The sequence below is a fragment of the Desulfovulcanus sp. genome (genome assembly GCF_982781345.1).
Genome location: NZ_CEYAEZ010000010.1, coordinates 12,818 through 34,998, shown reverse-complemented (window position 1 = coordinate 34,998; position 22,181 = coordinate 12,818). Strand labels below are relative to the sequence as shown.

Below are 22,181 nucleotides of genomic sequence, written 5' to 3'. Positions count from 1 at the left end.
AGGAAGTTGTGAAGATGGGAAAAATTAATGACTCCAAAAAAGCAGAATCAGTGGAGCCAGGCATAAGCGGTAATATGCAAAAGGTTTTAGAGTAACTTTACCTAAAAGGTGAATAAAAAACTTTACTGCTGCCCAGGCAGACAAAAAAGAAACTACAAAACCTACTGCCAGAATCTGGATATCTGAGCTGTTTAAATTGTCCCAGCTTTTTAACAGGTCAAAGCCGGTGGCTGCAAACATAATGGGCACCGCGGCAATAAATGAGTATTCAGCAGCAAGCTTGCGTTTTGCGCCTAAAATCATTCCTCCCATAATTGTTGAGGCGGACCTGGAAAATCCAGGCCACAGGGCCAGACATTGAAACAGGCCAATGCCCAAGGCAGTCATTGGAGTCAACTCATCAAGATGAAAGTATTTTTTTCTCCTGTTGAATCTTTCTACTAAAATAATGGCTACAGCCCCGACCCCTAACGCCCAAGCCACAGTAATGGGATTGAACAAATAGGTCTTGATTTGTTTATGGACCAAAAGCCCAAGGATTGAGGCTGGAAGAGAGGTTAGAAACAAAAGCCACAGGCCATAAATGCCGGTAAATTTTTTCTGTTTGTCTGGCTTAACCAATCCCCAAAAGATTGGCCAATAAAGGACCACAACAGCCAAAATTGCTCCCAGTTGAATGACAATTTCAAACGTTTCGGCCTTTTCACCGGTAAAAGAGAGTAAATGGCCGGCAATAATTAAGTGGCCGGTAGATGAGACTGGAAGGAATTCGGTTAGGCCTTCAACAACACCTAAGATAATAGCAGTTATGATTTCGTGCATGGCAAAGTTAAACCTCAATCAAGAATTTTTTCCAAAAAAGAACGGATACGTTCGTTATTTAGTTGATCCTGGAAGAATTCGTCTGCTGTACCCTGAGCAATAAATTCACCGTGTTCCATAAATATAACTCGGTCGGCCATTTCTCGGGCAAAGCCCATTTGATGGGTAACAATGATCATGGTCATTCCGTCTTTGGCCAATGAACGGATGGCCTCAAAGACTTCGCCGACCAATTCTGGATCCAAGGCCGAAGTTGGTTCATCAAAAAGCATGAGTTTGGGGCGCATGGCCAAAGCCCTGGCAATGGCAACCCTCTGTTTTTGTCCACCGGAAAGGCGGGCCGGATAAACATCTTTTTTATCAATAAGCCCGACTTTCTGGAGCATGTCCATGGCGATTTCCCTGGCCTCAGATTTAGTCTTTTTTTGAACGGTAAATGGGCCTTCCATGACATTTTCTAGTACTGTCATATGTGGGAAAAGATGGAAATGTTGAAAAACCATGCCGATTTCTGAGCGCAGGGCACAGATATTTTTGGGTTTGTCTAGAACCCGTCGTCCCCTTTTGTATACGTAGCCAACTTCCTTGCCTTCAAAAAAAATTTGCCCTTCGTCTATCTCTTCCAAAAAATTAATGGATCTAAGTAAAGTTGACTTGCCTGATCCTGAGGGACCAATAATGGCAACTTTTTCCCCTTTGCGGATTGTTAAACTCACATTATTTATGGCTACAAGTTTGCCGTAAGTTTTACGAATATTTTTTAACTCAATTAGATGGTGCATAGCTATCTGTTCTCATATGCTCCGACTTTTTTCTCAATTTTTTCAAAGGTTATTGTGAAAATAGAGGTAAGGAAGAGATAAATAATCGCTGCAAGAATAAGGACACTCACATTGAAATAGGTATTGAATAATTGGTCCGCAGCCCGCATGAGTTCCACCATGGCAATTGTTGAGACCAGTGCTGTATCCTTGATCAAGGCGATAAACTCATTGCCGATGGGGGGCATAAGCCTTTTGTAAGTTTGAGGGATGATGACCCTGCGCATGGCTTGAGCATAGGTCATCCCCAGAGCTTTAGCGGCTTCCATTTGTCCGGGCTCGATACTTTGAATTCCTCCGCGGATAATTTCAGCAAGGTAAGCAGAATAATTTAAGCCGAGTCCTAAAAAGGCAGCGGTGATTGGTTTGAAGGTGATGCCCAATGCTGGAAGCCCGTAATAGATAAAAAATAGTTGTAATAGCAATGGCGTGCCTCTAAATATCCAGATGAAAAACCAGCACAGGGCCGAGATGGGTAAAAACCGACTTATCCTGCCCAGGGCGACAATTAATCCGCCAAGGGGAGAGACAAGCATGGTAAATATGACCAGGGTCAAAGTCATTAAGCATCCTTTAAGCAGGGGGGGCAAAAAACGAACGCTGTCAGTAAGAAATTGGACGTAGGCTGGTTTCTGCAACCTTTTTATGGATTCAAGAAAGTTTTGCGCTTCTGTGTTTTGTGGATAAACGCGCAAGATCTCCTCGCACATTTTTTGGGCCTGGTCATATTTTTTTTGCCCATAATATAAGCGGGCCAAAGTCATTCTGCTTTTAACGAATATGCCGTCGTCTTTGGAAATATTTTCAGGTTCTGGGATGGCGAGGAAAAGCTCTTCAGCCTTTTTTAAGTCTCCAATGGCCAAGGCGTTTTGGGCCTGAATAAATAATTGGCTGTTAGTCGCGGCAAAGGCAAGGTTGATTTTGAGGAAAAATAAGCAAAGCAGGGCTAAGACTAGGGCCCTGCTTTGCAAACTATTATTTGTTTTGTTCAACAAATTATTATAGTCCATTACCATTTATTTGGATCAGTGATATCTTCACCAAACCATTTTTTAGAGATTTCACCCAAAGTTCCATCAGCAACCATCAGGTCGATACCTTTTTGGATAACCTCCAATAATTTTTTATCTTCTTTACGAAAAGCTACCCCAAATGGCTCTTTAGTGATGAATCCAGGCAAGATTTTATACTTTCCGGGCCGAACTGAAATATAATAGCGCCCTGATACGTTATCGACAACCATGGCATCAAGTCTCCCAGCCTCCAGATCCAAGAAGGCTTTGGGGTTGTTCTCATATTCTTTAACTAACCCTGGCTTTACTGGTAGCTTTTTAACAGCTTCAAGGGCGGAAGAGCCTTTTTGTACCCCGATGGTTTTCCCTTTTAGATCTTTAAAAGTTTTGATTTTATCTTCATTGATACGGACTACAACAACCTGACCGTCCATAATATATGGTTTAGTAAAGTTGACTTTTTTGGCCCGCTCGGTTGTGATTGTCATTCCATTCCAGATGCAGTCAAACTTTTTGGCGTACAGGGAGTGAATAACCCCGTCCCAGGCAGTGGGCTGCCACACAATTTTGATGCCCAGCCTACGCCCCAGTTCCTCTGCCGCTTCAATGTCGAAACCAGTCAGCGTGCCATCATCTTTGCGAAATCCCATAGGGGGAAACGCATCATCTAAACCGATTACCAACTTTCCTTTGGTTTTGACTCGTTGCCATGAATTGTCTTCAGCAAAAGCTGAACAAGCCATGCCTAAAATCAAGACCGTGGCCAAGAATTTAAAGAGACTTCTCACGAACATAACCTCCTAAAGTTACATGCTTTAATGTTAGAAAACTAAACAAAAAAAGATTTTTAGTCCAAGCCAGCTTAAGTTGCAAGTGCGAAATGGATGGTGTAACATTTTTTTTGAAGGGGAGCGGGGAGGAGTAAAAGGAACATTGACTATATTTAAACTTACACTTTAATCTAAAGAGGGAGATATGACTACAATTATTCCGGATAAAAAGAAGGTGGAACGAGCCATTAAATGGATAGACAGTGGGCTAAAAGAAGGTAAAGACATAGAACAGTTGTTAAGAGAAGTGGGTATGCATTTTAACTTGGGTCCAAAAGACGAGCAATTTCTGTATGATTTTTATAAAAAAGAGAATAAAAGTAGATAAATTTTATGAAAATCCTGATAAGAGAAAATACAAAAGAAATTTTTGTTATCTTTTGTATCTGTATCTTTTCCATTTTATCTCTTCTGCTCATAGGCAGGGTTTTACAGCTCAAAGATCTTTTTATTGGTCAGAGCGTAACGATCTTTGATTTGCTAAAAATATTTATTTTCTTGAGCCCGGCTTTTTTGATTTTACTTATTCCTATTTCCTGCATGTTGAGCATTTTTCTCTGTTATTTACGCATGGCCACAGACAGAGAACTTATAGCCCTCCAGAGTGCAGGGCTTTCAATAAAAGATTTTATATTGTCTCCGTTATGCTTTTCTGTTTTTTGTGCCGGTTTAACGGCCTTTGTCTCGTTTTATGCCCTGCCAACTGGCATGGAGAAGTTCCGCCAGGTAACCATGGAGATTATTAGAACCAAAACTCAGCTTGTTCTAAAGCCCGGGGTTTTTAACAGGGATTTCCCCGGGCTCACTCTTTTTGCCCAAAAGGTTGATCCTAGGCAGGGAAAACTAACAAATGTTTTTGTAGAAGATGCCACTAAAAAAGAGGCTATTGTCAATATCTTGGCCCCAGAAGGAAGCTTGGTTACTGACTCCCAAAAAGGAGAAATGTATTTTACTCTATACAACGGACGAATCTACCAGCAAACCAAGGAGGATTTTTCAGTAATTAGTTTTTCCAAATATAATCTCCGTCTTAATCTGTCTAAGATTTTGGGGAGTTTTGAACTTGATGATAAAAGACCAGGGGAGATGTCTTGGCAAGAACTAAAACAGGCCCGGAAAAAATTTGCCCATAAGAAAAAGGATTATCGAAGAATTATAATGGAAATGCATAAGAGATTTGTCTTACCATTAGCCTGCCTTGTTTTAGGTCTGTTTGCCCTGCCACTTGGTATGTCTCTGGAAGGAGTTGGACGTCAATATGGGGTTGTACTGGCTTTGTTTTTTTTTCTGGTTTATTATGCTATGTTTTCCATTGCTTTTAGTTTAGGGGAGACAGGAAAACTTCCTGCCCAGATCTGTCTCTGGATTCCCAATTTTATTTTTACCTTTTTTGCTATCCTTGGATATTACATTTGTAGCAAGGGGCGGGAGATGGCTCTTTTGCAAAAATTTCGTTTTTGTATAAAATTTAAAGTATAGAGTATTGTCTTGCAGTGAGGTTAAAAGAGTGGACGATTAGATTTTGAACCAGCGGTTTTCACCCAAAGGGTGACATTGCCACGGGCAGCTTCGCTGCCCTCGCAATGACAATCTCGCCTCTGTCATTGCGAGAGGAACAAAGTGGAGCGAAGCAATCTCAAAGTTTGAGCTGCAAAAAGATCGCTCAATTTAGGTTCCAAAAAGTAAACCGGACTTTTTACATAGGCATTTCGATGATCAAGACTTTACATAAATATCTTTTTCGCCAAAATATTTATTATAACTTTGTTATTTTATTTTCCGGTATTTCTATTTATCTTTTAATTGATGTTCTGGATAGGATTGATGATTTTATTGATGCCAAGGTAGGATTCGGTGTTGTTTTAAAATACTATATTTTAAAACTTCCACTGATTATTTCTCAGATTCTGCCAGCTGTGTTTTTGTTGGCCTTGCTCCTACAACTGGCTCTTATGCATCGAAACAGAGAGATCCTGGCCCTGGAAGCATGTTCTATTTCTTTGAAAGAACTATTAGTTTTTTTTCTCGCCTACGCCTTGGTCGTGTGCTTTTTTCAACTTTTTTTTGCAGAAGGAGTGGGGGTCAAAGGTCTTAGATCTACAAGTCTAATATGGAAAGAACAGGTACGTAAAAAACAGATAGCCAAAAGGAGTCTAAATAATTTATGGTTTAAAGATGGAGCCTATTTTATTCATGCGGGCAAATCCTGGCCAGCTCAAGGAAGAGGTGAGCACGTTAAAATATATGAAGTGGATCTTGAGGCGAATAAAATAAAATCAATAATCAAGGCCAAGACCTTCACTGTTCAGAACGGACAATGGATACTGGAGGGTGTAGAGTTAATAAACCCAGAAACATTTACCAGAGCAAAAAAAGAGCGATTACAACTTGCCATTAAAGCGGACATGAAAGCCTTTTTGGCTACAAGTACCGGTCTGCCACCCGAATCCCTATCCTTGTGGGAATTGAAGGCCTTGATAAACAAGCTTAAACAAAGTGGTTCTAATGTTGAAGTTTTGCAGACAACACTCTACAGTAAATGGTCATATGCCTTTTCTATTTTGGTCATGACCATTTTAGCTTTGGCCCTGTCCACATTTATCAAAAATATTTATTTGTTAATACTTTCAGGACTCGTCATAACTTTTTTTTACTATGCGCTATTTGTTCTGGGAATAAGCCTTGCTCAAAAGGGGATATTACCCCCATTCGCAGGTGCTTGGTTGGGTAATATCCTGTTTATTCTCCTTGGGTCTTTAAAGATTGTTTGGCGAAAGTGAGGCCTAAGCTTAGGATTGAGCGGAGTGAGCTATATCTGTTTAGCAGAACTTGTTTTGGATTCAGAGAATCCTATAAGCGTTGCAGAGCAGTAGATTTTAAGGTTTGCCACAATTGCTTTTTGCCTTGCCCGGTTTTACTGGAAAAAAGTAAAGGTGGATCTGCCAGACCAAGTAATTCCTGCCAGGTTTTCTGGATGCTGTTTTTTTGTTTTTGTTTGCACTTATCAGCCTTGGTTAAAACAGGGATAAGTTTAAAACCTATATTTTGAACATAAGAGGCAAGTTCCATGTCCATGGCTTGTGGACTAAGCCTGGCATCAATAATAATTACAACAGCTTTAAGCCATTCATTATTTTTGAAGTATTGCTCAATTAATCTGGCCCATTTTTCTCGCTCCTTTTTTGAGCAGCGAGCATAACCATATCCAGGTAAATCTACTAGATAGAACTCTTCGGGTTGGACCAGATAAAAATTTAAACTGCGCGTTTTCCCTGGGGTGGAGCTGGTTTTGGCCAGTCCTTTTCTGCCAGCGAGGCAATTGATCAAGGATGATTTGCCCACGTTAGACCTTCCAGCCAGGGCAATTTGGGGCTTAGGCATGACTTCAAGCTGATCAAGAGTATAAATGGTTTTTATGAGACTAAGTTGAGTGTGCATTGTTTTGAGTTTTAAGTGTTGTAAGTTGTTGTGAAAAAAAAAATTGTCTCTTGCTTTCTTGAGATGATTGAGCTTTGAGTTTATATGTGTAAATACAAAGTGTAAAGTGTAAGCGAGCGGATCCGCCCAGAAAAATGTACTTACTGTTTTTTGGTTTGCAGCGATACTTTGCGCTATAATTTAAACCTTTAATTTTTAAACGGAGAGGGCCATGTTTAGGTATTTATGTGTATCAACATGTCTTTTTTTTCTTATTTCCTGTATTCAGGTCAAGCCTGTTGGTAATTTTTTTGATCCAAACCTTGGGTCTAATCCTATAATTGAGAAGGTTAATTTCGAAGTCACTCTTACAGAGCAGGAAATTGCCAGTTACGAGGATGTGAAAACTGCTTTTTGGGATAAAGCCACTCACAAAGGCATCGAATTGCTTATGCGTAAGCTTATACAAAAACATATCCTGGTCAAAGGGTCAATCGGACAGGTGCCCCCTCCGGAGGATATTCATTTTTTTCAGAAAATAGGACAGGTTTCTCCTTCCAAGCTGCCTGTAACAAACGATTTAATCCAAAACTTTAGCTTTGAACTTTCATTTATTCCTGACTGGAAATTGGGCGGTCAGATCAAGAAAATAGAAGAAGATAGATATATTGCCGGAAATTCGGACAGAGTTTTGGTGGTTTTGTTTGACTATTATCCTTTAAAAACCCCGGCCTATTTTTTAATTGGTAAGAGGGTTGAAGAAGAGAATAACCATTTGGTCAGCATTATTGGGACGGGCAAACTGATTCAGGCCTTGGGATCTGTGGCCAGAGCCAAAATAGATGATAAACATAGTGGAACTTTGGCCCAGGGGAAAATCTTGGAGACAACTCAAGAAGTTTTACCGGGGGATTTGATATTTTTAGTTACGGTCAAGGCTTGGGCTAAACCTGAACCTCAGACAAAAAAACAGATAACAAATGATACTAATGAGGTTGTGGTTGAGCCTAAGTTCATTGAAGAGGAACCTCTGCCTCTGGAGAGTAAGTAGCTTGAAATCGTATACTATAAGGAGAGGTTATGCCCGAATTTAAATTTTTGATCGTCAACGGCCCAAATCTTGGTTACCTGGGGCAAAGACAACCTGAGATCTATGGGTCTCAAGGCATGTCTTCATTGGAAGCGATGCTTGAGAAAAAACACCCGGACTTTAAACAGTTGGTTGAGTTAAGCATATTTCAGGCTAATGGCGAAGGACAGATTATTGACCGCCTGGAACAGGCATGGAAAGATAAGGTGGACGGGTTGGTGGTCAATGCCGGGGCATATACACATACCAGCCTGGCCATTGCTGATTGTCTGGCCTGGATTAAAATTCCTTACGTGGAAGTGCATTTAAGTAATATTCTGGCTCGCGAGAGTTTTAGACATCAGAGTTTACTCGCCCAGAACAGTCTTGGGGTTATTGCTGGTTTTGGACTTATGAGCTATGTTCTTGCCATTGAGGCTTTGTTGGAACATTTACAAAAAAAATAGATGGTTGTGTAAAAAAACAGAATTTGCAATTTTCTCGATGAGGTATTTGGTCCAATTTGTTGAAATAAGATTTAAAACTGAAAACGTCTTGTAATCTCGCCCGAGCGTGATTCCAAGGCTATAAGGGAGGTTAGATGCTTTCCACAACAGATTTTCGTCGAGGATTAAAAATTGAAATTGATGGTACCCCTTATGAAATTGTTGATTTTCTCCACGTCAAACCCGGTAAAGGTGGTGCATTTGTTCGTACCAAGCTTAGAAATTTGCTTACCGGGGGAGTAGTTGACCAGACATTTCGCTCCGGAGAAAAAGTAAGCAAGCCAGATTTGGAAACCAGAGAAATGCAGTATCTTTATCATGATGGTTCTGGTTATGTGTTTATGGATCTTACTACCTATGAGCAAATAAATGTTCCTGATGAAACCTTAAAGGAGAAAGGTGGATTTTTAAAGGATGGTCAAGAAGTAAGAGTCCTGGTTTATAATGGTCAACCCATTGATATGGATTTGCCGGCAGCGGTTATTTTGGAGGTAACAGAGACCGAACCAGGATTAAAAGGCGATACAGTGTCAGGAGCGACTAAGCCGGCTACCCTTGAAACAGGTCTTGTGGTCAATGTGCCACTTTTTATAAATACTGGTGATAAAATAAAGGTAGACACACGAACTAAAGAATATCTTGGAAGAGAGAGCTAGGTTGAAAGAAGATTGCAAGATAAGAAAATAAGAGGATAAGAAGAGAAGCAGAAAACATTGAACATTTTACGAGATATAAATTGAACGGTAACAAATTATTCCGAGAAATCCTGGCCTTTTTTTTTCTGTTTCTTACCCTCCTTTTAAGTATCAGCCTATTTACTTTTTGGCCCAGTGATCCAGGTTTTAACAGCTTTCCTGGTCCTGGCGCAAAGGTCCATAATCAGGCTGGCCTGATTGGAGCTTATCTGGCCGGCCTCTTCGTGGACCTTTTTGGTTTGGGCTCCTTTTTATGGATTTTTCTTTTTTTGTATCTGGCTCTTATCTTGTTCAGGTCTAGGCCCAAGCTTAAGTGGTGGAACTGGCTGGGAATAATTTTACTCTATCTTTCTCTTCTGACCTGGCTGGAGTTTCCCTGGTTTAAGCAGGTTAGTTTTTTAAAAGTTTGTGGTGGGGGATTCCTAGGAAAAATAATATTTAGTTTAACCTATAAATATTTGCGTTTATGGGGAACAATCCTGGTTACCCTGTTTACCTCTTTACTCAGTTTTCAGTTGACTTTTGGCTTTTCTTGGGAAGTTGTGGGTCAAAAATTGCTTTTTAAGTGCGCAGATTTTTGGACTAAGATTAAAGAGAGAAGGTCTAGAAAAAAGAAAATCAAATCGTTTTTTCGAAAGCGTAAAGAGCATAAAAAACAAAATAACTCTTCTGTGCTGGAAGTGAAAGAAAAAGAGACTGATGTAAAGGTTAAGCAAAAAAAAGCCCATTCAAGCAAAAAATCTTCACCTAAACCAAAAGATTTTAAATGCCATTCCTTGCCTCCTGTTGATCTTCTCAGTTTACCTGAAGAGCAAGAAATAAATGTTGATGAGTCTTATCTGAAAGATCTCGCAGAGAAGGTTCAGTCCTGTTTAGCTGACTTCTCTATCCAGGGAGAGGTGCAAAAAGTTCAGCCCGGGCCCGTGATTACCATGCTGGAGTTTAAGCCGGCTCCCGGGATAAAAATAAGCAGGATTGCCAGTCTAAATGATGATTTGGCTTTAGCCCTTAAGGCGTCATCGGTCCGTATTGTTGCTCCTTTGCCGGGTAGAGATACTGTGGGAATAGAAATCCCCAATGTTCATCGTCAAACTGTTTTTTTGCGCGAAATCATTGAGTCAAAGGTTTATACTCAGGGTAGAGCCAAGCTCCCTCTGGCTCTTGGTAAGGATATTCAGGGACAACCCAAGGTGGCGGATCTGGCCAAAATGCCCCACCTTCTAGTTGCCGGTGCAACCGGGGCTGGAAAAAGCGTTTGCCTGAATAGCCTGATTTTAAGCCTGCTATTTAAATATGCTCCTGACGAAGTCCAATTATTATTGGTTGATCCTAAACGGATAGAACTATCAGTCTATAATGATCTGCCTCATCTGGTGCACCCTGTGGTTACAGACATGAGTTTGGCCAAAACCGCTCTGGACTGGGCTGTATATGAAATGGAAAGGCGTTATGAGGCCATGGCTACTTTAGGAGTGCGCAATATCGAAGGATATAACCAGAAGTTGGCTTCTTTCGGGCAAGGTCTTCCCGAGCAATTCAAGGATCTTAAACCAATACCGTACCTGGTAGTAATTATTGATGAACTGGCTGATCTGATGCTTACCGCTGCCAAAGAGGTAGAAGTAAGTATTGTTCGTCTGGCCCAGTTGGCCAGAGCTGCTGGCGTTCATCTTATTTTAGCTACTCAAAGACCTTCCGTGGATGTGGTTACAGGCATTATTAAAGCTAACTTTCCTTCCAGGATAGCTTTTCAGGTTAGTTCCAAACACGATTCCCGGACTATTCTGGATGCGATAGGAGCAGAGTATCTCCTGGGCCAGGGCGACATGCTTTTTAAAGCCAGCGGAGGTCAGCTAATGCGCATACACGGTGCGTATGTTGGTGACCAGGAGATATCGGATGTGGTTGATTTTTGGAAAACCAGATCAACTCCCAGCTTTGAACTGGATTTTTCCGAGTGGAAATCCCAGAAAGAAAATAGTTCTGGCCCTGGAAACGGGGATGATCCAATTATCGATGACCCCAAATATGCTCAGGCAGTTGAATTTGTCCTTGAACAAGGCAAAGCTTCTATTTCCATGATCCAGCGCAGATTCCGTATTGGCTATAACAAAGCGGCCTTGTTTGTTGAACAGATGGAGCGCGACGGGATTTTAGGGCCTGCAGAGGGCAGCAAGCCAAGGCGGGTCTTAAGAAAGGGGTAGAAGGTAAAGAGGTAAAAGAGTCTGTGGCCAAACCCTACTCAGGGGACAAATTTTTCATAATTTTTTTCAATTCTGGTGGTCAAAATGGGGTTTGGCCACAGACTCAAAAAGGCTAAAAGGATTAACTGGTTTTTATCTCTTTACAACTTTCTTAAACTTTTTGCCTCTTAATCTTTTTTACCTCAAACCCTAAATCTTAAACAAGATGTGTGAAACAGGAAACGCCACTTTTATTCTGGCAAAGATGCCTTCTGGCCCTTGTTCTGGGACTATGGACTTATAAATTTTTTGTCCCCGGCCTGAGTACTTTTTGCCTCGCATTTATCTTTTTAGCCCCCAGAAAGTTATTTAACAGCTTTCTTTTAATATTATTTTTTCTCTCAGGACTCGGTATCGGGTTTATTTTTACTCCCCATCTATCTCCTTCAAAAGTTCCCCGGCCTGTTTCACATGCGCACAAGGTCGATTTTCATGGAAAAATTGAGAAGATAAGAACTGCTCCTAATCATAAACTAAAACTGTTTATTGAAAATGTTCAGATTGAGGATAAAGGCAGGACCTGGACTTTGCCCGGGTATCTGCTCTTGACCTGGGAAAATCCCCCCTCCATACCTTGGCCTGAGCAATACATTAAAGGCAAATTAAGAATTAAACCCGTGCACGGGACAGTTAATGAGGGGGGCTGGGATAGCGAGTTTTACTGGCATAGGCAAAAAGTGTTTTTTCGGGCTTATGCTCGGGACAGGCAGTTAAGCATGGACCCTTGTCCACGGAATTTTTTGTTTCACCTACGTCTTAACTTGCGGCAGAAAGTTATCCATGTTCTGGACAAATATTTTGGAGATGAGCCACGGATTAAAGGACTTGTCCTGGCCCTGCTCATGAATGACAGGTATTTTTTAAGCAGCGAATTTGTCGATAAAATCCGGTTAAGTTCATTGGGACATACCCTTGCCCTTTCTGGTTTGCATCTTGGCCTGGTTGTTTTTTTGGGTTGGGTTTTGAGTTATGCTGCAGGTTTTGTCTGTCCCAATATTTATCTTTATATTCCTCGGCCAAAGCTAAGTATAATTTTATCTATACCTCTGGTCATTATCTATCTTTGGCTTGGTCAGGCTCCGGTCTCGCTCGTGCGAGCCTCCATAATGTTTTTTTGTTGGGCCTTTCTATACCTAAAAAATAGAAACCGCTTCATTATTGATGGCCTTTTTTACGCCTTGTTGGTTATCCTCCTTGTAGATCCACTATCCATATTTGATCTAAGCTTGCAGCTTTCTTTTATAGCTGTCCTAGGCCTTGGCCTGACATATCCTTATTTAAAAACTATTTTTGACAGATCTTTTTTGTCTACCGGTTGGATAAAAATAGTTAAATATTTCCTAATGTTAACCTCAGTAACCTTGATAGCCAATCTAACCTTGCTCCCAGCGCAAACTTGGGCCTTTGGTTATCTTACCCCGCATATTTATCTGAATTTGCTCTGGTTGCCTGTCTTAGGCTTTTTAGTTTTGCCTTTGGGATTTGTTGGAGTTTTATTTTTATTCTTTCCCTTGCTGGAAAATTTGGGACCATATTTATTTTATTTAATGGGCCTTGTTTTAAAAGGGCTGATTGTTGTCTTGGATTTTCTTGATGCTCACGATTTACTTCATCCAATAGTTACTTTCAGGCCCGGATGGGAGCATATGCTTACCTATTGCTTTGTCTTCCTGGCTTTTATTTACTGGACTAAGCTTTGGCAGCGCAGGATGAATCTTTATCTGGGGATGGCTTTAATTCTTATCATCAATTTTATCCCTGTGACCTTTAATAATTTTAACGGGGTAAAGTTGAGGTTGCTGGATGTGGGCCAGGGACAGAGCATACTGTGTGAATTGCCCGGGGGTAAGCGTGTTTTGATTGATGGGGGAGGCTCATGGAGTCTCAGATTTGATCTGGGAAAATATATTATTACTCCGGCCATAACCTGGAAAGCATGGCCGCAGATCGACAAGGTATTTCTGACCCATTCTGATGCAGATCATTTGCGCGGTCTTTATTATCCGCTTAGCAATTTAATGGTGGATGAGTTTATTTTTAACGGCGTATGGCCTCGGGGGCAGGATAAAGAGCTTTTGACGAGGGCTTTAGCCCATGGAGGGGAAAAGGTTAGGGTGACAGCCCGTGGTGATGTCTGGGATTTGGGTCGGGATATAAAATTACATATTTTACACCCGACTAAAGACTTTGTTGATTCAAAGAACAATAATCGTTCTTTGGTTTTGCTTCTAACCTGGAAAAATAGGAGGTTGGCCTTGATTCCAGGAGATATTGAACGGAAAGGTATTAAGCACCTTTTACGCCATAATGACGCGTTACAGTCAGAGGTGCTGATTTGGCCTCATCATGGCAGCCGGGCCAGTTTTTCAGCGGAATTTTACAGACGGGTCAATCCTGAAATTGTCCTGGTTTCTGCTGGTTTTTTGAACAGGTTTCACCTGCCGCATAAAAAGGTGGTCAACTATTTAAAAAGAATGGGTTGTCGCGTTTTGAATACGGCAACGCATGGTGAAATCCAGATTTTATGGTCAGGCTGGAATAAACCGGCGCAAGTCTCCTGGTTGCGTTTGGCTAAGTAGTTAAATGGTTGATTGGTAAAGACCGTGGGGGCACGATGCATCGTGTCCCTACAATGCTGGATATAACAAAAAAGAGGAATTGATGCCTATCCACATTAAGAAAATAATCCGTAGCCGGCGAAAAACCATTGCCCTGCAAGTAACAGAGGATGCAACTCTGGTAGTGAGGGCGCCTTATGGAGTAGGGGAAGAGGTCCTTCAAAAGGTAGTAGAAAAGCATAAAAAATGGATTGAGAAGAAGAAAAAGGAAATTGAGGCCAGGAATCTTAATTTCACTCCCAAAAAATTTGTCGACGGTGAAGAATTTTTCTATCTGGGGCGGTCTTATAAATTAACGATAGTTGATGAGCCCCATCCTCCTCTCGTGTTCAAAAGTGGATTTTTTTTGTCCGGAAAATACCTGCCAGTTGCCAGAAAGGTATTTATCGAGTGGTATAAGCAACAGGCATACCAGAAAATCAGTGAGCGAGTTGAATGGTATGCTCCTAAGCAAGGGTTCAAATATAATAAAGTAAACATCACCAATGCTCAACAAAGGTGGGGGTCATGTAGTTCTATAGGGAATTTAAATTTTTCATGGCGGTTGGTCATGGCCCCGCTTCCTGTTATTGATTATGTAGTGGTGCATGAGTTGGTTCATTTGGAGGAGAGAAATCATTCAAAGAAATTTTGGGATAAAGTAAAAGTTATCATGCCAGGTTATGAGAAGCATAAAGACTGGCTAAAGAAAAATTCTTATCTTTTGAGGTTGTGATTGCAACAGGTCGATTTTGCAGTTTGTGGCATAGAGGTGACAGGCTCTAAACCGACGGCTTAGAGCCTGTCCATTGATACGGAATTTAATTTTCGGTGGGGTTAAAATTGCTGTTAAAAAAAGGATAAATAGCTTAATAATTGAGGTTTAATTTTTCTCGAATAAGGCCTATATTTTCCTGCGCGGCCATTTTAGCCTGGGCATAGCCCTTGTCTAAAATTTCAGTGACCATTTCCGGGTTTTTATCCAGTTCCTGCCTGCGTTTTTGAATGGGTTCCAGAAACTCTTGCAGATATTTTAAAAGAACCTTTTTACAGTCGACACAACCCCACAAAGCTTTGGTGCAATTTTCCTTGATTTCCGCACGTGTATCTTCCGGTGTCATTAATCGGTGGTAAGGATAGAGGTTGCATACATTAGGATCGCCGGGATCTTTTTTGCGCTTGCGGTTGGTGTCTGTAAGCATGGACATGACTTTTTTGGTGATAGAGTCCATATCTTCACTTAAATAGATAGAATTCCCATAGCTTTTACTCATCTTGCGACCGTCTAGTCCTGGCAGTTTGGCAGCTTCGGTCAATTTGGCCTGGGGTTCGGGGAAAAAGTCACCGTAGAGAAAGTTGAACCTGCGGGCAATTTCCCTTGTTAATTCCAGGTGGGGTAGCTGATCTTGACCGACAGGGACAAAATGGGGTCTGTACATGAGTATGTCTGCGGCCATGAGAACAGGATAACCTAAAAATCCATAGGTATTTAGATCCTTACTAATCAGTTCTTGTTTTACTTCTTTATAAGTGGGGTTTCTCTCAAGCCAGCCCAGGGGAGTGATCATGGAGAGGATCAGGTGCAGCTCGGCATGTTCTTTGATTTGAGACTGAAGAAATATGGTACATTTATCAGGGTCGAGTCCGGAAGCAAACCAGTCCTTGATTAATTCCGGGACAAATCCTTTAATTTTTTTCGGATCAGCATATTCGCTGGTCAGGGCATGCCAGTCGGCTACAAAAAAGTAACAATGAAACTCTTCTTGCAACTTGACCCAATTTTTGAGCACCCCAAAATAATGTCCGAGGTGTAAAGGCCCTGTGGGTCTCATTCCTGAAACTATTCTTTTCTTTTCCATAGTACTTTGTCCTTACCTTGTTTGAGTGGCTGAGAAGTAAATGGAATAGGCTGTTTCAACCGATCACAGCTCATAACTCAAAAATTCAAACTTTATGAAAAAATCAGGGTATAAACGAAGGTGACGATTACACTGAACATTTTTTGGAAAACACCTGTGAAAACAAGAATAATTAAAATGAGAAAACCAAATTTTTCCAAACCCATATATTTATCAGCTATGGATGAGGGAAGAAACGAAGCAATAATTTTACTTCCATCTAACGGGGGGATAGGAATAAGATTGAAGGCGGCCAGGATAACATTTACCAGAGTGCCAGCGCTGAAAATAAATCCCATGGGAGCAAACACAACCTGGTTAAGCTGTGTAGAAAAGAATGGGGACAAAAAGTTAACCAGTTTGAATAAAAGAAAAAATATTACGGCTAAAACAAGGTTGGCCGCCGGTCCGGCCAGGGAGACTAAAAGAATATCCCGTCGAAGATTTTTGAAGTAAGCGGGATTTATAGGCACTGGCTTGGCCCAACCGATTCTTCTGGTCAAAATCAAAACTAATGTGCCAATGGGGTCCAGATGCTTTAAGGGATTGAGAGTGAGCCTCCCGGCATTTTTAGCTGTAGGGTCACCTAATAGATAGGCCACGTACCCATGAGCCACTTCATGACACGTTATCCCCAAAAGCAGTGGGACAGAGAAAATCGCTAATTCTTTAATTATAATAGATATATCAAACATGGTTTACGGAGCTATCATCATCCTTTGATTTGGGCAAGAAAATTTGTTGACTTTTACTTTTTACGCGTCCATCCTTGTTCAAGCTGAGGCATCTTTGGATGAAAAAGATTAAATCCTGTTGCAGGGGATATTGGCCAGATATTCTTCAAAAAAATCATCCAGTTCATCACTGTATTCCTGGATGGAAAATTTTTTATTGCATGACCTGCAATAGAGAATTATTTCCTGTCAGGTATGGCGGACGATTAGGGGCTGGTGACAGGCTTTACATTTTATCTTTGTTTGTGGACTTAAAAAAGATGACTTAAACATTGGCTTACACTTCAAAATTTTATGTCGTTAGTATTCTGGTTGTGACTGGCAAAAAGTTTTTGGTACCAATTTTCTTTTAAAATTGTGTGCTGGATATCAGGGCATTTAGCTTGTCCCCTGACTTGTTTTTACTTATTTGTAGACATACTTGCTCAGGCAATGTCATTAACAAAAAATATGTGTCAAACATGAAAAGCCTTAATTTTCAACCCTTGTAATTTTATGAAAAAAATCAGTCGGTTAGCAGACGAACTTATTGAAGATACCTTAAAGGAAGCCGCAGACACCTTTTTTGGGCGTAGAAAGGGTATAGAGCATGAGATCAGTCTATTTGAACAAAAGGTCCGTGAACTAAGGCCGTTGGCTCAAAGGATTGAGCAGGCAGCCAAGAGTTTAAACTTCCTTCTTTTAAAAGGAAAAGAAGTAGAAAATTTTTGGAGGTATTTAAACATTGAATTCCCTTTGGACTATGACCCGGACTGGCGATTAGGGATTACCATTCCTGCCGGCCTGACCATCAAGTCCAGATATGCAAAACTTTTGGTGTACGTGTACCAAACTTTGGCGAAGGCGATTGAAGAGTACACTTATGGAAGGCATGTGGAAGATACCGTGATTAAAGGCCGAAAATTGGTGACCGTCAATTATAATTTTTTACAAAGATGGGCCAGTGAAATAAATGAAAAGATAGAGAAAATTAATTATTATCAAAAGCCCAGTGATGTACTACAATTTGTCAAGAAGTTGCATGTAGAGGAAATAGAAAAGGAAAGGATTGCTGGGGCCCCAATGAAATACAGTCTTGATAAAGACCTGCTCTTAGATAAACTGATTTTTTCAGATTATAAACTAAAAAGATATCCGGATCTCGCACGTGATGATAAAACTATTAAGCTGGTAAAGAGATTTGCCCGTGATCTTGTTAAAAGAAATAAACAGGAAATAAAGAGGATATTAGAAGAAATAAGCAAATATGCCCGAGAGTTTTCAAAATAATGATTTTCCCGCCTGTCCGGGTGTCTATTTGATGAAGGATGCCCGGAACAAAATTATATATGTAGGCAAGGCCAAAAATATCCGTAAAAGATTGAGTTCATACTTTAGAGACCCTGAGCAATTGCCTATTAAGACCAGGGTTATGATGGCCAAGCTCAAAAACATTGATTTTTTATGTACCAATACGGAAAAGGAGGCCTTGCTGCTTGAGGCAAGCCTTATCAAAAAGCATCGGCCTCGGTACAATATTGTTTTACGTGACGACAAACAATATATCCTCTTTAAACTGGATAAAGAACACGCTTTTCCCACCCTCAGGTTGACGCGCAAGGTAGGCCGGGATGGTGCAACATACTTTGGCCCGTTTACTTCTGCCCGTTCAGCCCGCCAGACTCTAAATGTTATCAATAAATTATTTAAGCTGCGCAAATGCGCGGACAGGACTTTTAAAAATAGGGTTAGACCCTGCCTGCAATATCATATCGGCCGTTGTTTGGCCCCTTGTTGTTTGCCAGTATCTCCTGAAAAATATGCCCGGGCTGTTCGTCAGGTAGAGCTATTTTTGTTTGGAAAGTCACATGACTTACTTAAGAGCCTGGAATTGGAGATGCATAAGGCGGCTGAAGAGTTAAATTTTGAGAAGGCAGCTGAGCTACGAGACCAGATCCGCGCTGTTCAGAAGACTATTGAGCAGCAGGTGGTCGTTCTGCCTGAGGGAGGAGATTTTGATGTTTTTGCCTTGGTTCCTCATGAAACAGGCCTGGGGATAGGCGTGCTGTTTGTTCGTCAGGGCCGGGTTTTGGACAGCAGAAGTTTTTATTGGCCGGATTTTGAGTTTGAGCAGGAGGAGATAGAGGCCGTTTTAACTAGTTTTTTAATCCAGTTTTATGGGCCCACAAGGTTTATTCCCGATAAAATTGTTTTGCCTGTAGTAGTTAAGGATAAATCCATAAAAAAACTGTTGACTGAACTTAAAGGGAAAGAAGTACGCTTAGTAAGTGCTAAAGATAAAAAACTTAAACAACTTATAAACATGGCCAGGCAGAATTGTATCGAGGCCGTGGACAGGAAAAAAGCAGCTGAGTTATCTCCCGGGCTGGCCGAAATTTTTGGGTTAAGATTTGAGCCTGAACGTATAGAATGCATTGATGCATCTCATCTATCCGGGCAGGGCATGCGCGTCGGTATGGTTGTCTTTGAATATGGTCGCCCCAAAAGAGATGAATACCGGGTATACAAATTTCCGGAACTGGAAGGGACCAATGATGACTATCTCGCCCTGGCCAGATTTATAGAACGAAGAATAAACTCCGGACCTCCTTGGCCTGATCTTTTGCTTATTGATGGGGGAAAGGGACAATTAAAAGCAGTGCTAACTGCCCTGCAAAAACATGACAGTGATGGGTTGTTCAGTATTGCCGCTATTGCCAAAGGACCAACCCGCAGAGCAGGAGAACTCTTTGACCAGATTTTTGTTCCTGGTCGCAAAAATCCTTTGGCTCTTTCCCCGGGAAGTAGAGAGCTATTATTTTTACAACAAATCAGAGATGAAGCACACCGTTTTGTTTTATCCAGCTTACGGCGGGCGGGCAAAAAAAATATGCTTAAAAGCGAGCTGGAAAATTTACCAGGTATAGGTCCTAAAACAGCCAGACTGTTATGGACCCATTTTCAGAGTCTGGAGGCTATTTATGCAGCCAGTGAGGATGAACTAGCCAAGCTGCCCGGGTTTGGCCCAAAAAAGGCCCGGAAAATATTTTCAGCACTTCAGAGTCATGTTTCGTGATTTTAAGATTCGTGTAAAATCAGTTTCTAGATTTATCAGAGTTCCTTATCATTAGCTTCTTCAACCCCTGTATCATGTTATATTTTTTGAAAAAAATCGTCTATACGCCGAAATTTCGTTTCTGAAGCAAGTATGGGATGCACCCGCCAGTTATTCTAATTAGCGTGCATTCGCAGTCTGCACCGCCACCAAATTTTCTCCCACATGAGCCTTATTATTTTCTGTTAGATGAGCCCGGCTTAGCTTTTTATGCTAAAATTTTATCATATTATTTCACAATTTTCCCACATTTGACGTGGTAGGTGCAGCTAGCGAATGCGCCCCTCTAATTACGTCATTCTGAGCGAAGCGAAGAATCTGGTTCGCTACGTTGGAGATTCTTCGGTCGTTTCGCTCCCTCAGAATGACGAGTAGTGAAAAATGTTTTTGGATTGGAGTATTTAGCAGAAAAAAATATCCCAGGTTTTCAATAAATGTGAACAAGGGGCGCATCCGCTATTAGTACTGATTTTTGAGGAGCCTAAATTTTGGCATTGTATCTGTTTTATTTTTTCGTTCATATTTAGCACTGTCGTAATTAAGTAATCAAACCTGTGCAGCTTCTCTGTGCAGCAGTAATAATCAAGAATCTGGCGGTAATCAGGGGAAAATTCTACTGCGGAATCCCATATCCACTGACCATCCTACCCTAGTCAATCACTCAACTGCTCAACTACTCAACCCAAGTGCAGCCATCGGATGCATCCGTAAGGTTTGGCCACAGACTCTAGTATATAAAGTTACTACATATCTCGCTGTTTTTTGAGGTAACCAGTTGAAATAATATGATTTTTTGTCTTAAAATGCTCCGCCTAAATATAGGTAATTTATTTTTAATGCATAGTAAAATATTTTTAAAATTAATTGTTGCATTAAACTCGATATAGTAATTTATTTTTAAATTAAAAGTTTTAAATAACACTCTTGAATTAACAATATCTAATACATTTATTACATAAAATGAGGAAGGCTTGACAAAATTTATGGTTTGTGGAATATAGTTTTATCTCCCGAAAAGGGGGTAAATGTTAAGCTTTTTTTAAATAACCAAATAAAATAAGATAAAATAAACTGACTATGAAAATTAGGTTGTAATGTTTGTTATCTAAAATATTTTTTATTTTGTAGTTTTTATATTAAGAATATTAATTTTCTAAAATTATATAGAAAATACCGTTAATAGTTTTGGTTTTACTTTTTTTGTTTTTAAAAATATCAGTTTAAGTTTAGCTTTACTTTTGGTTGAATCTTTCACAGCGGTTTTGTCTGTGTCTAATGGGGTTGAAGTTAGTATTTGCACATAAAAAACAATAAGTTGAGTCAGATTCTTTACAGGCATGACCTTTCTCATGTTGTCAAATTTAAGGAGTGTCATTCCTGGGCAGGCAGCAAAAATGGTTATAGCTATGATAATTGTTGTTTGTCTTTGTAATAATGTTGTTTGTTTTTGTAAAAAGGGAGGTGATTGCTATTGGAGTGGTATAAACAAAAATCATGAGATTTTTTTGTTGATGCTGTCATGAGTCAGTCATGATTTCATTTTTGAATAAAGATCGTAGAATTATTTATTTTAAATAAATTTAAAATAGAAGAAGGGTGTACTATGAATAAGATTATTCATAATAAATTGGTTTATTTGTTGCTAGCTTCGTTTCTAGTCTCGAGTTTCTTTTTTTATGGTTGTACAGAAAAGAAAAAAGACTCGCTAAGTCGAGTTAAAGAAAAGGGAGAAATTAGTTTTGCAATGAGTGGTGGATATCCACCATTTAATTTTTTTAATGATAAAAATGAATTAGTTGGCTTTGATGTTGATGTAGCAAGAGAAGTTGCTAATCGTCTGGGAGTAAAACTCAAGCCAGTAACTACTGAGTGGAGCGGTATTATAGAAGGTCTTCGGTCAGGTGCTTTTGATGGTATTCTTGGAAGCATGGCTATTACAGAGGAACGTCTAAAAGTAGTGAATTTTTCTACTCCATATTATTATTCCGGGGCACAGCTTTTGGTAAGAAAGGACTCTACTTTTACTTCACCTCAGGAATTGAAAGGGAAGATTATTGGAGTAGTAACCGGAACGACATTCGAGAACGATGCCAAAAAGTTAGGAGCCGCAGATGTTAAGCTTTACAAAGATGACACTCAGACATTGTTAGAGTTGAATAATGGTGTTATCGATGCGGTTATAACTGACAGAGTTGTTGGGGTTACGGCCATGAATAGTGGAAAATTCAATATCAGGCTTTTGGGAAGTCCATTACGCAGCGAAGATATTGCGGTAGCTTTTCGTAAAGATGATAAGGCGCTCCTGTCGGCCGTTGATGAAATTATTTCAGAAATGCATAAAGATGGTACCTTGTCCAAAATAAGTAAAAAGTGGCTTAATGTTGATGTTACTACCAAGTAAAGTTTTTGACGCTGACCATGCCGCTGGGCGGCATGGTCTGT

The 22,181-nt window shown here is 40.4% G+C and carries 20 protein-coding genes; 13 read left to right on the top strand and 7 right to left on the bottom strand.

What is annotated here, in order from left to right; genetic code table 11:
• Positions 1 to 24 precede the first annotated feature (24 nt).
• The 4 genes from AC3WVG_RS02950 to AC3WVG_RS02935 are packed head-to-tail and all read right to left on the bottom strand — an operon-like array spanning position 25 to position 3,450.
• Positions 25 to 822 carry an undecaprenyl-diphosphate phosphatase gene (locus AC3WVG_RS02950; protein ID WP_488796687.1) on the bottom strand — a complete coding sequence of 266 codons (798 nt, stop codon included), beginning with the start codon at positions 820 to 822 and terminating at the stop codon, positions 25 to 27.
• Positions 823 to 836: 14 nt separating this feature from the next.
• Positions 837 to 1,604: an amino acid ABC transporter ATP-binding protein gene (locus tag AC3WVG_RS02945; RefSeq protein ID WP_488796686.1), complete on the bottom strand. Its 768-nt coding sequence runs from the start codon at positions 1,602 to 1,604 to the stop codon at positions 837 to 839.
• A 2-nt stretch (positions 1,605 to 1,606) separates the two neighbouring features.
• Complete coding sequence (locus tag AC3WVG_RS02940) at positions 1,607 to 2,653, bottom strand: ABC transporter permease subunit (protein WP_488796685.1); 1,047 nt, start codon at positions 2,651 to 2,653, stop codon at positions 1,607 to 1,609.
• Positions 2,653 to 3,450, bottom strand: a complete 798-nt coding sequence (locus AC3WVG_RS02935) for an amino acid ABC transporter substrate-binding protein (protein ID WP_488796684.1) — start codon at positions 3,448 to 3,450, stop codon at positions 2,653 to 2,655. Before AC3WVG_RS02935 ends, AC3WVG_RS02940 begins: the two co-directional genes overlap by 1 nt.
• Positions 3,451 to 3,631: 181 nt before the next feature.
• Between AC3WVG_RS02935 and AC3WVG_RS02930 the strand changes: the two genes are divergently transcribed.
• From AC3WVG_RS02930 to AC3WVG_RS02920, 3 genes are all read left to right on the top strand, one after another.
• Positions 3,632 to 3,814, top strand: coding sequence for a hypothetical protein (locus AC3WVG_RS02930; RefSeq protein ID WP_252379511.1), 183 nt, complete (start codon positions 3,632 to 3,634; stop codon positions 3,812 to 3,814).
• Positions 3,815 to 3,819: 5 nt separating this feature from the next.
• Complete coding sequence (lptF, locus tag AC3WVG_RS02925) at positions 3,820 to 4,965, top strand: LPS export ABC transporter permease LptF (RefSeq protein ID WP_488796683.1); 1,146 nt, start codon at positions 3,820 to 3,822, stop codon at positions 4,963 to 4,965.
• Between the two features lie 233 nt (positions 4,966 to 5,198).
• A complete protein-coding gene (locus tag AC3WVG_RS02920; protein WP_488796682.1) occupies positions 5,199 to 6,266 on the top strand; it encodes an LptF/LptG family permease in 1,068 nt (355 codons plus the stop codon).
• A gap of 70 nt (positions 6,267 to 6,336) precedes the next feature.
• Here the strand turns inward: AC3WVG_RS02920 and yihA are convergent, their stop codons facing one another.
• Positions 6,337 to 6,924 carry a ribosome biogenesis GTP-binding protein YihA/YsxC gene (gene yihA, locus AC3WVG_RS02915; protein WP_488796681.1) on the bottom strand — a complete coding sequence of 196 codons (588 nt, stop codon included), beginning with the start codon at positions 6,922 to 6,924 and terminating at the stop codon, positions 6,337 to 6,339.
• Between the two features lie 211 nt (positions 6,925 to 7,135).
• Between yihA and AC3WVG_RS02910 the strand changes: the two genes are divergently transcribed.
• The 6 genes from AC3WVG_RS02910 to AC3WVG_RS02885 all read left to right on the top strand — a co-directional run bounded on the left by AC3WVG_RS02910 (position 7,136) and on the right by AC3WVG_RS02885 (position 14,749).
• Positions 7,136 to 7,954 (top strand): hypothetical protein, encoded by an 819-nt coding sequence (locus AC3WVG_RS02910; protein ID WP_488796680.1) that lies wholly within the window; start codon positions 7,136 to 7,138, stop codon positions 7,952 to 7,954.
• 29 nt (positions 7,955 to 7,983) lie between these two features.
• Positions 7,984 to 8,439, top strand: coding sequence for a type II 3-dehydroquinate dehydratase (locus tag AC3WVG_RS02905; RefSeq protein WP_488796679.1), 456 nt, complete (start codon positions 7,984 to 7,986; stop codon positions 8,437 to 8,439).
• Between the two features lie 134 nt (positions 8,440 to 8,573).
• Positions 8,574 to 9,134 (top strand): elongation factor P, encoded by a 561-nt coding sequence (gene efp / locus AC3WVG_RS02900; protein WP_488796678.1) that lies wholly within the window; start codon positions 8,574 to 8,576, stop codon positions 9,132 to 9,134.
• A gap of 80 nt (positions 9,135 to 9,214) precedes the next feature.
• Positions 9,215 to 11,377: a DNA translocase FtsK gene (locus AC3WVG_RS02895; RefSeq protein ID WP_488796677.1), complete on the top strand. Its 2,163-nt coding sequence runs from the start codon at positions 9,215 to 9,217 to the stop codon at positions 11,375 to 11,377.
• A 209-nt stretch (positions 11,378 to 11,586) separates the two neighbouring features.
• The gene (locus AC3WVG_RS02890; protein ID WP_488796676.1) at positions 11,587 to 13,995 is read left to right on the top strand and encodes a DNA internalization-related competence protein ComEC/Rec2; all 2,409 of its coding nucleotides are present in this window, start codon (positions 11,587 to 11,589) and stop codon (positions 13,993 to 13,995) included.
• An 82-nt stretch (positions 13,996 to 14,077) separates the two neighbouring features.
• On the top strand, positions 14,078 to 14,749 hold the full coding sequence (locus AC3WVG_RS02885) for a M48 family metallopeptidase (RefSeq protein WP_488796675.1): 672 nt from the start codon (positions 14,078 to 14,080) through the stop codon (positions 14,747 to 14,749).
• Positions 14,750 to 14,882: 133 nt separating this feature from the next.
• Here AC3WVG_RS02885 and trpS read toward each other — a convergent pair whose 3' ends face one another.
• Both trpS and AC3WVG_RS02875 read right to left on the bottom strand, forming a co-directional pair.
• Positions 14,883 to 15,872: a tryptophan--tRNA ligase gene (gene trpS / locus AC3WVG_RS02880; protein ID WP_488796674.1), complete on the bottom strand. Its 990-nt coding sequence runs from the start codon at positions 15,870 to 15,872 to the stop codon at positions 14,883 to 14,885.
• A gap of 92 nt (positions 15,873 to 15,964) precedes the next feature.
• Positions 15,965 to 16,606 (bottom strand): site-2 protease family protein, encoded by a 642-nt coding sequence (locus AC3WVG_RS02875; RefSeq protein ID WP_488796673.1) that lies wholly within the window; start codon positions 16,604 to 16,606, stop codon positions 15,965 to 15,967.
• Between the two features lie 98 nt (positions 16,607 to 16,704).
• Between AC3WVG_RS02875 and AC3WVG_RS02870 the strand changes: the two genes are divergently transcribed.
• The 4 genes from AC3WVG_RS02870 to AC3WVG_RS02855 all read left to right on the top strand — a co-directional run bounded on the left by AC3WVG_RS02870 (position 16,705) and on the right by AC3WVG_RS02855 (position 22,140).
• Positions 16,705 to 16,914, top strand: a complete 210-nt coding sequence (locus AC3WVG_RS02870) for a hypothetical protein (RefSeq protein ID WP_488796672.1) — start codon at positions 16,705 to 16,707, stop codon at positions 16,912 to 16,914.
• A 226-nt stretch (positions 16,915 to 17,140) separates the two neighbouring features.
• The gene (locus tag AC3WVG_RS02865) at positions 17,141 to 17,914 is read left to right on the top strand and encodes a hypothetical protein (protein WP_488796671.1); all 774 of its coding nucleotides are present in this window, start codon (positions 17,141 to 17,143) and stop codon (positions 17,912 to 17,914) included.
• A complete protein-coding gene (gene uvrC / locus AC3WVG_RS02860; RefSeq protein ID WP_488796670.1) occupies positions 17,892 to 19,700 on the top strand; it encodes an excinuclease ABC subunit UvrC in 1,809 nt (602 codons plus the stop codon). Before AC3WVG_RS02865 ends, uvrC begins: the two co-directional genes overlap by 23 nt.
• A 1,642-nt stretch (positions 19,701 to 21,342) precedes the next feature.
• Positions 21,343 to 22,140, top strand: a complete 798-nt coding sequence (locus AC3WVG_RS02855) for an ABC transporter substrate-binding protein (protein ID WP_488796669.1) — start codon at positions 21,343 to 21,345, stop codon at positions 22,138 to 22,140.
• Positions 22,141 to 22,181: the final 41 nt, after the last annotated feature.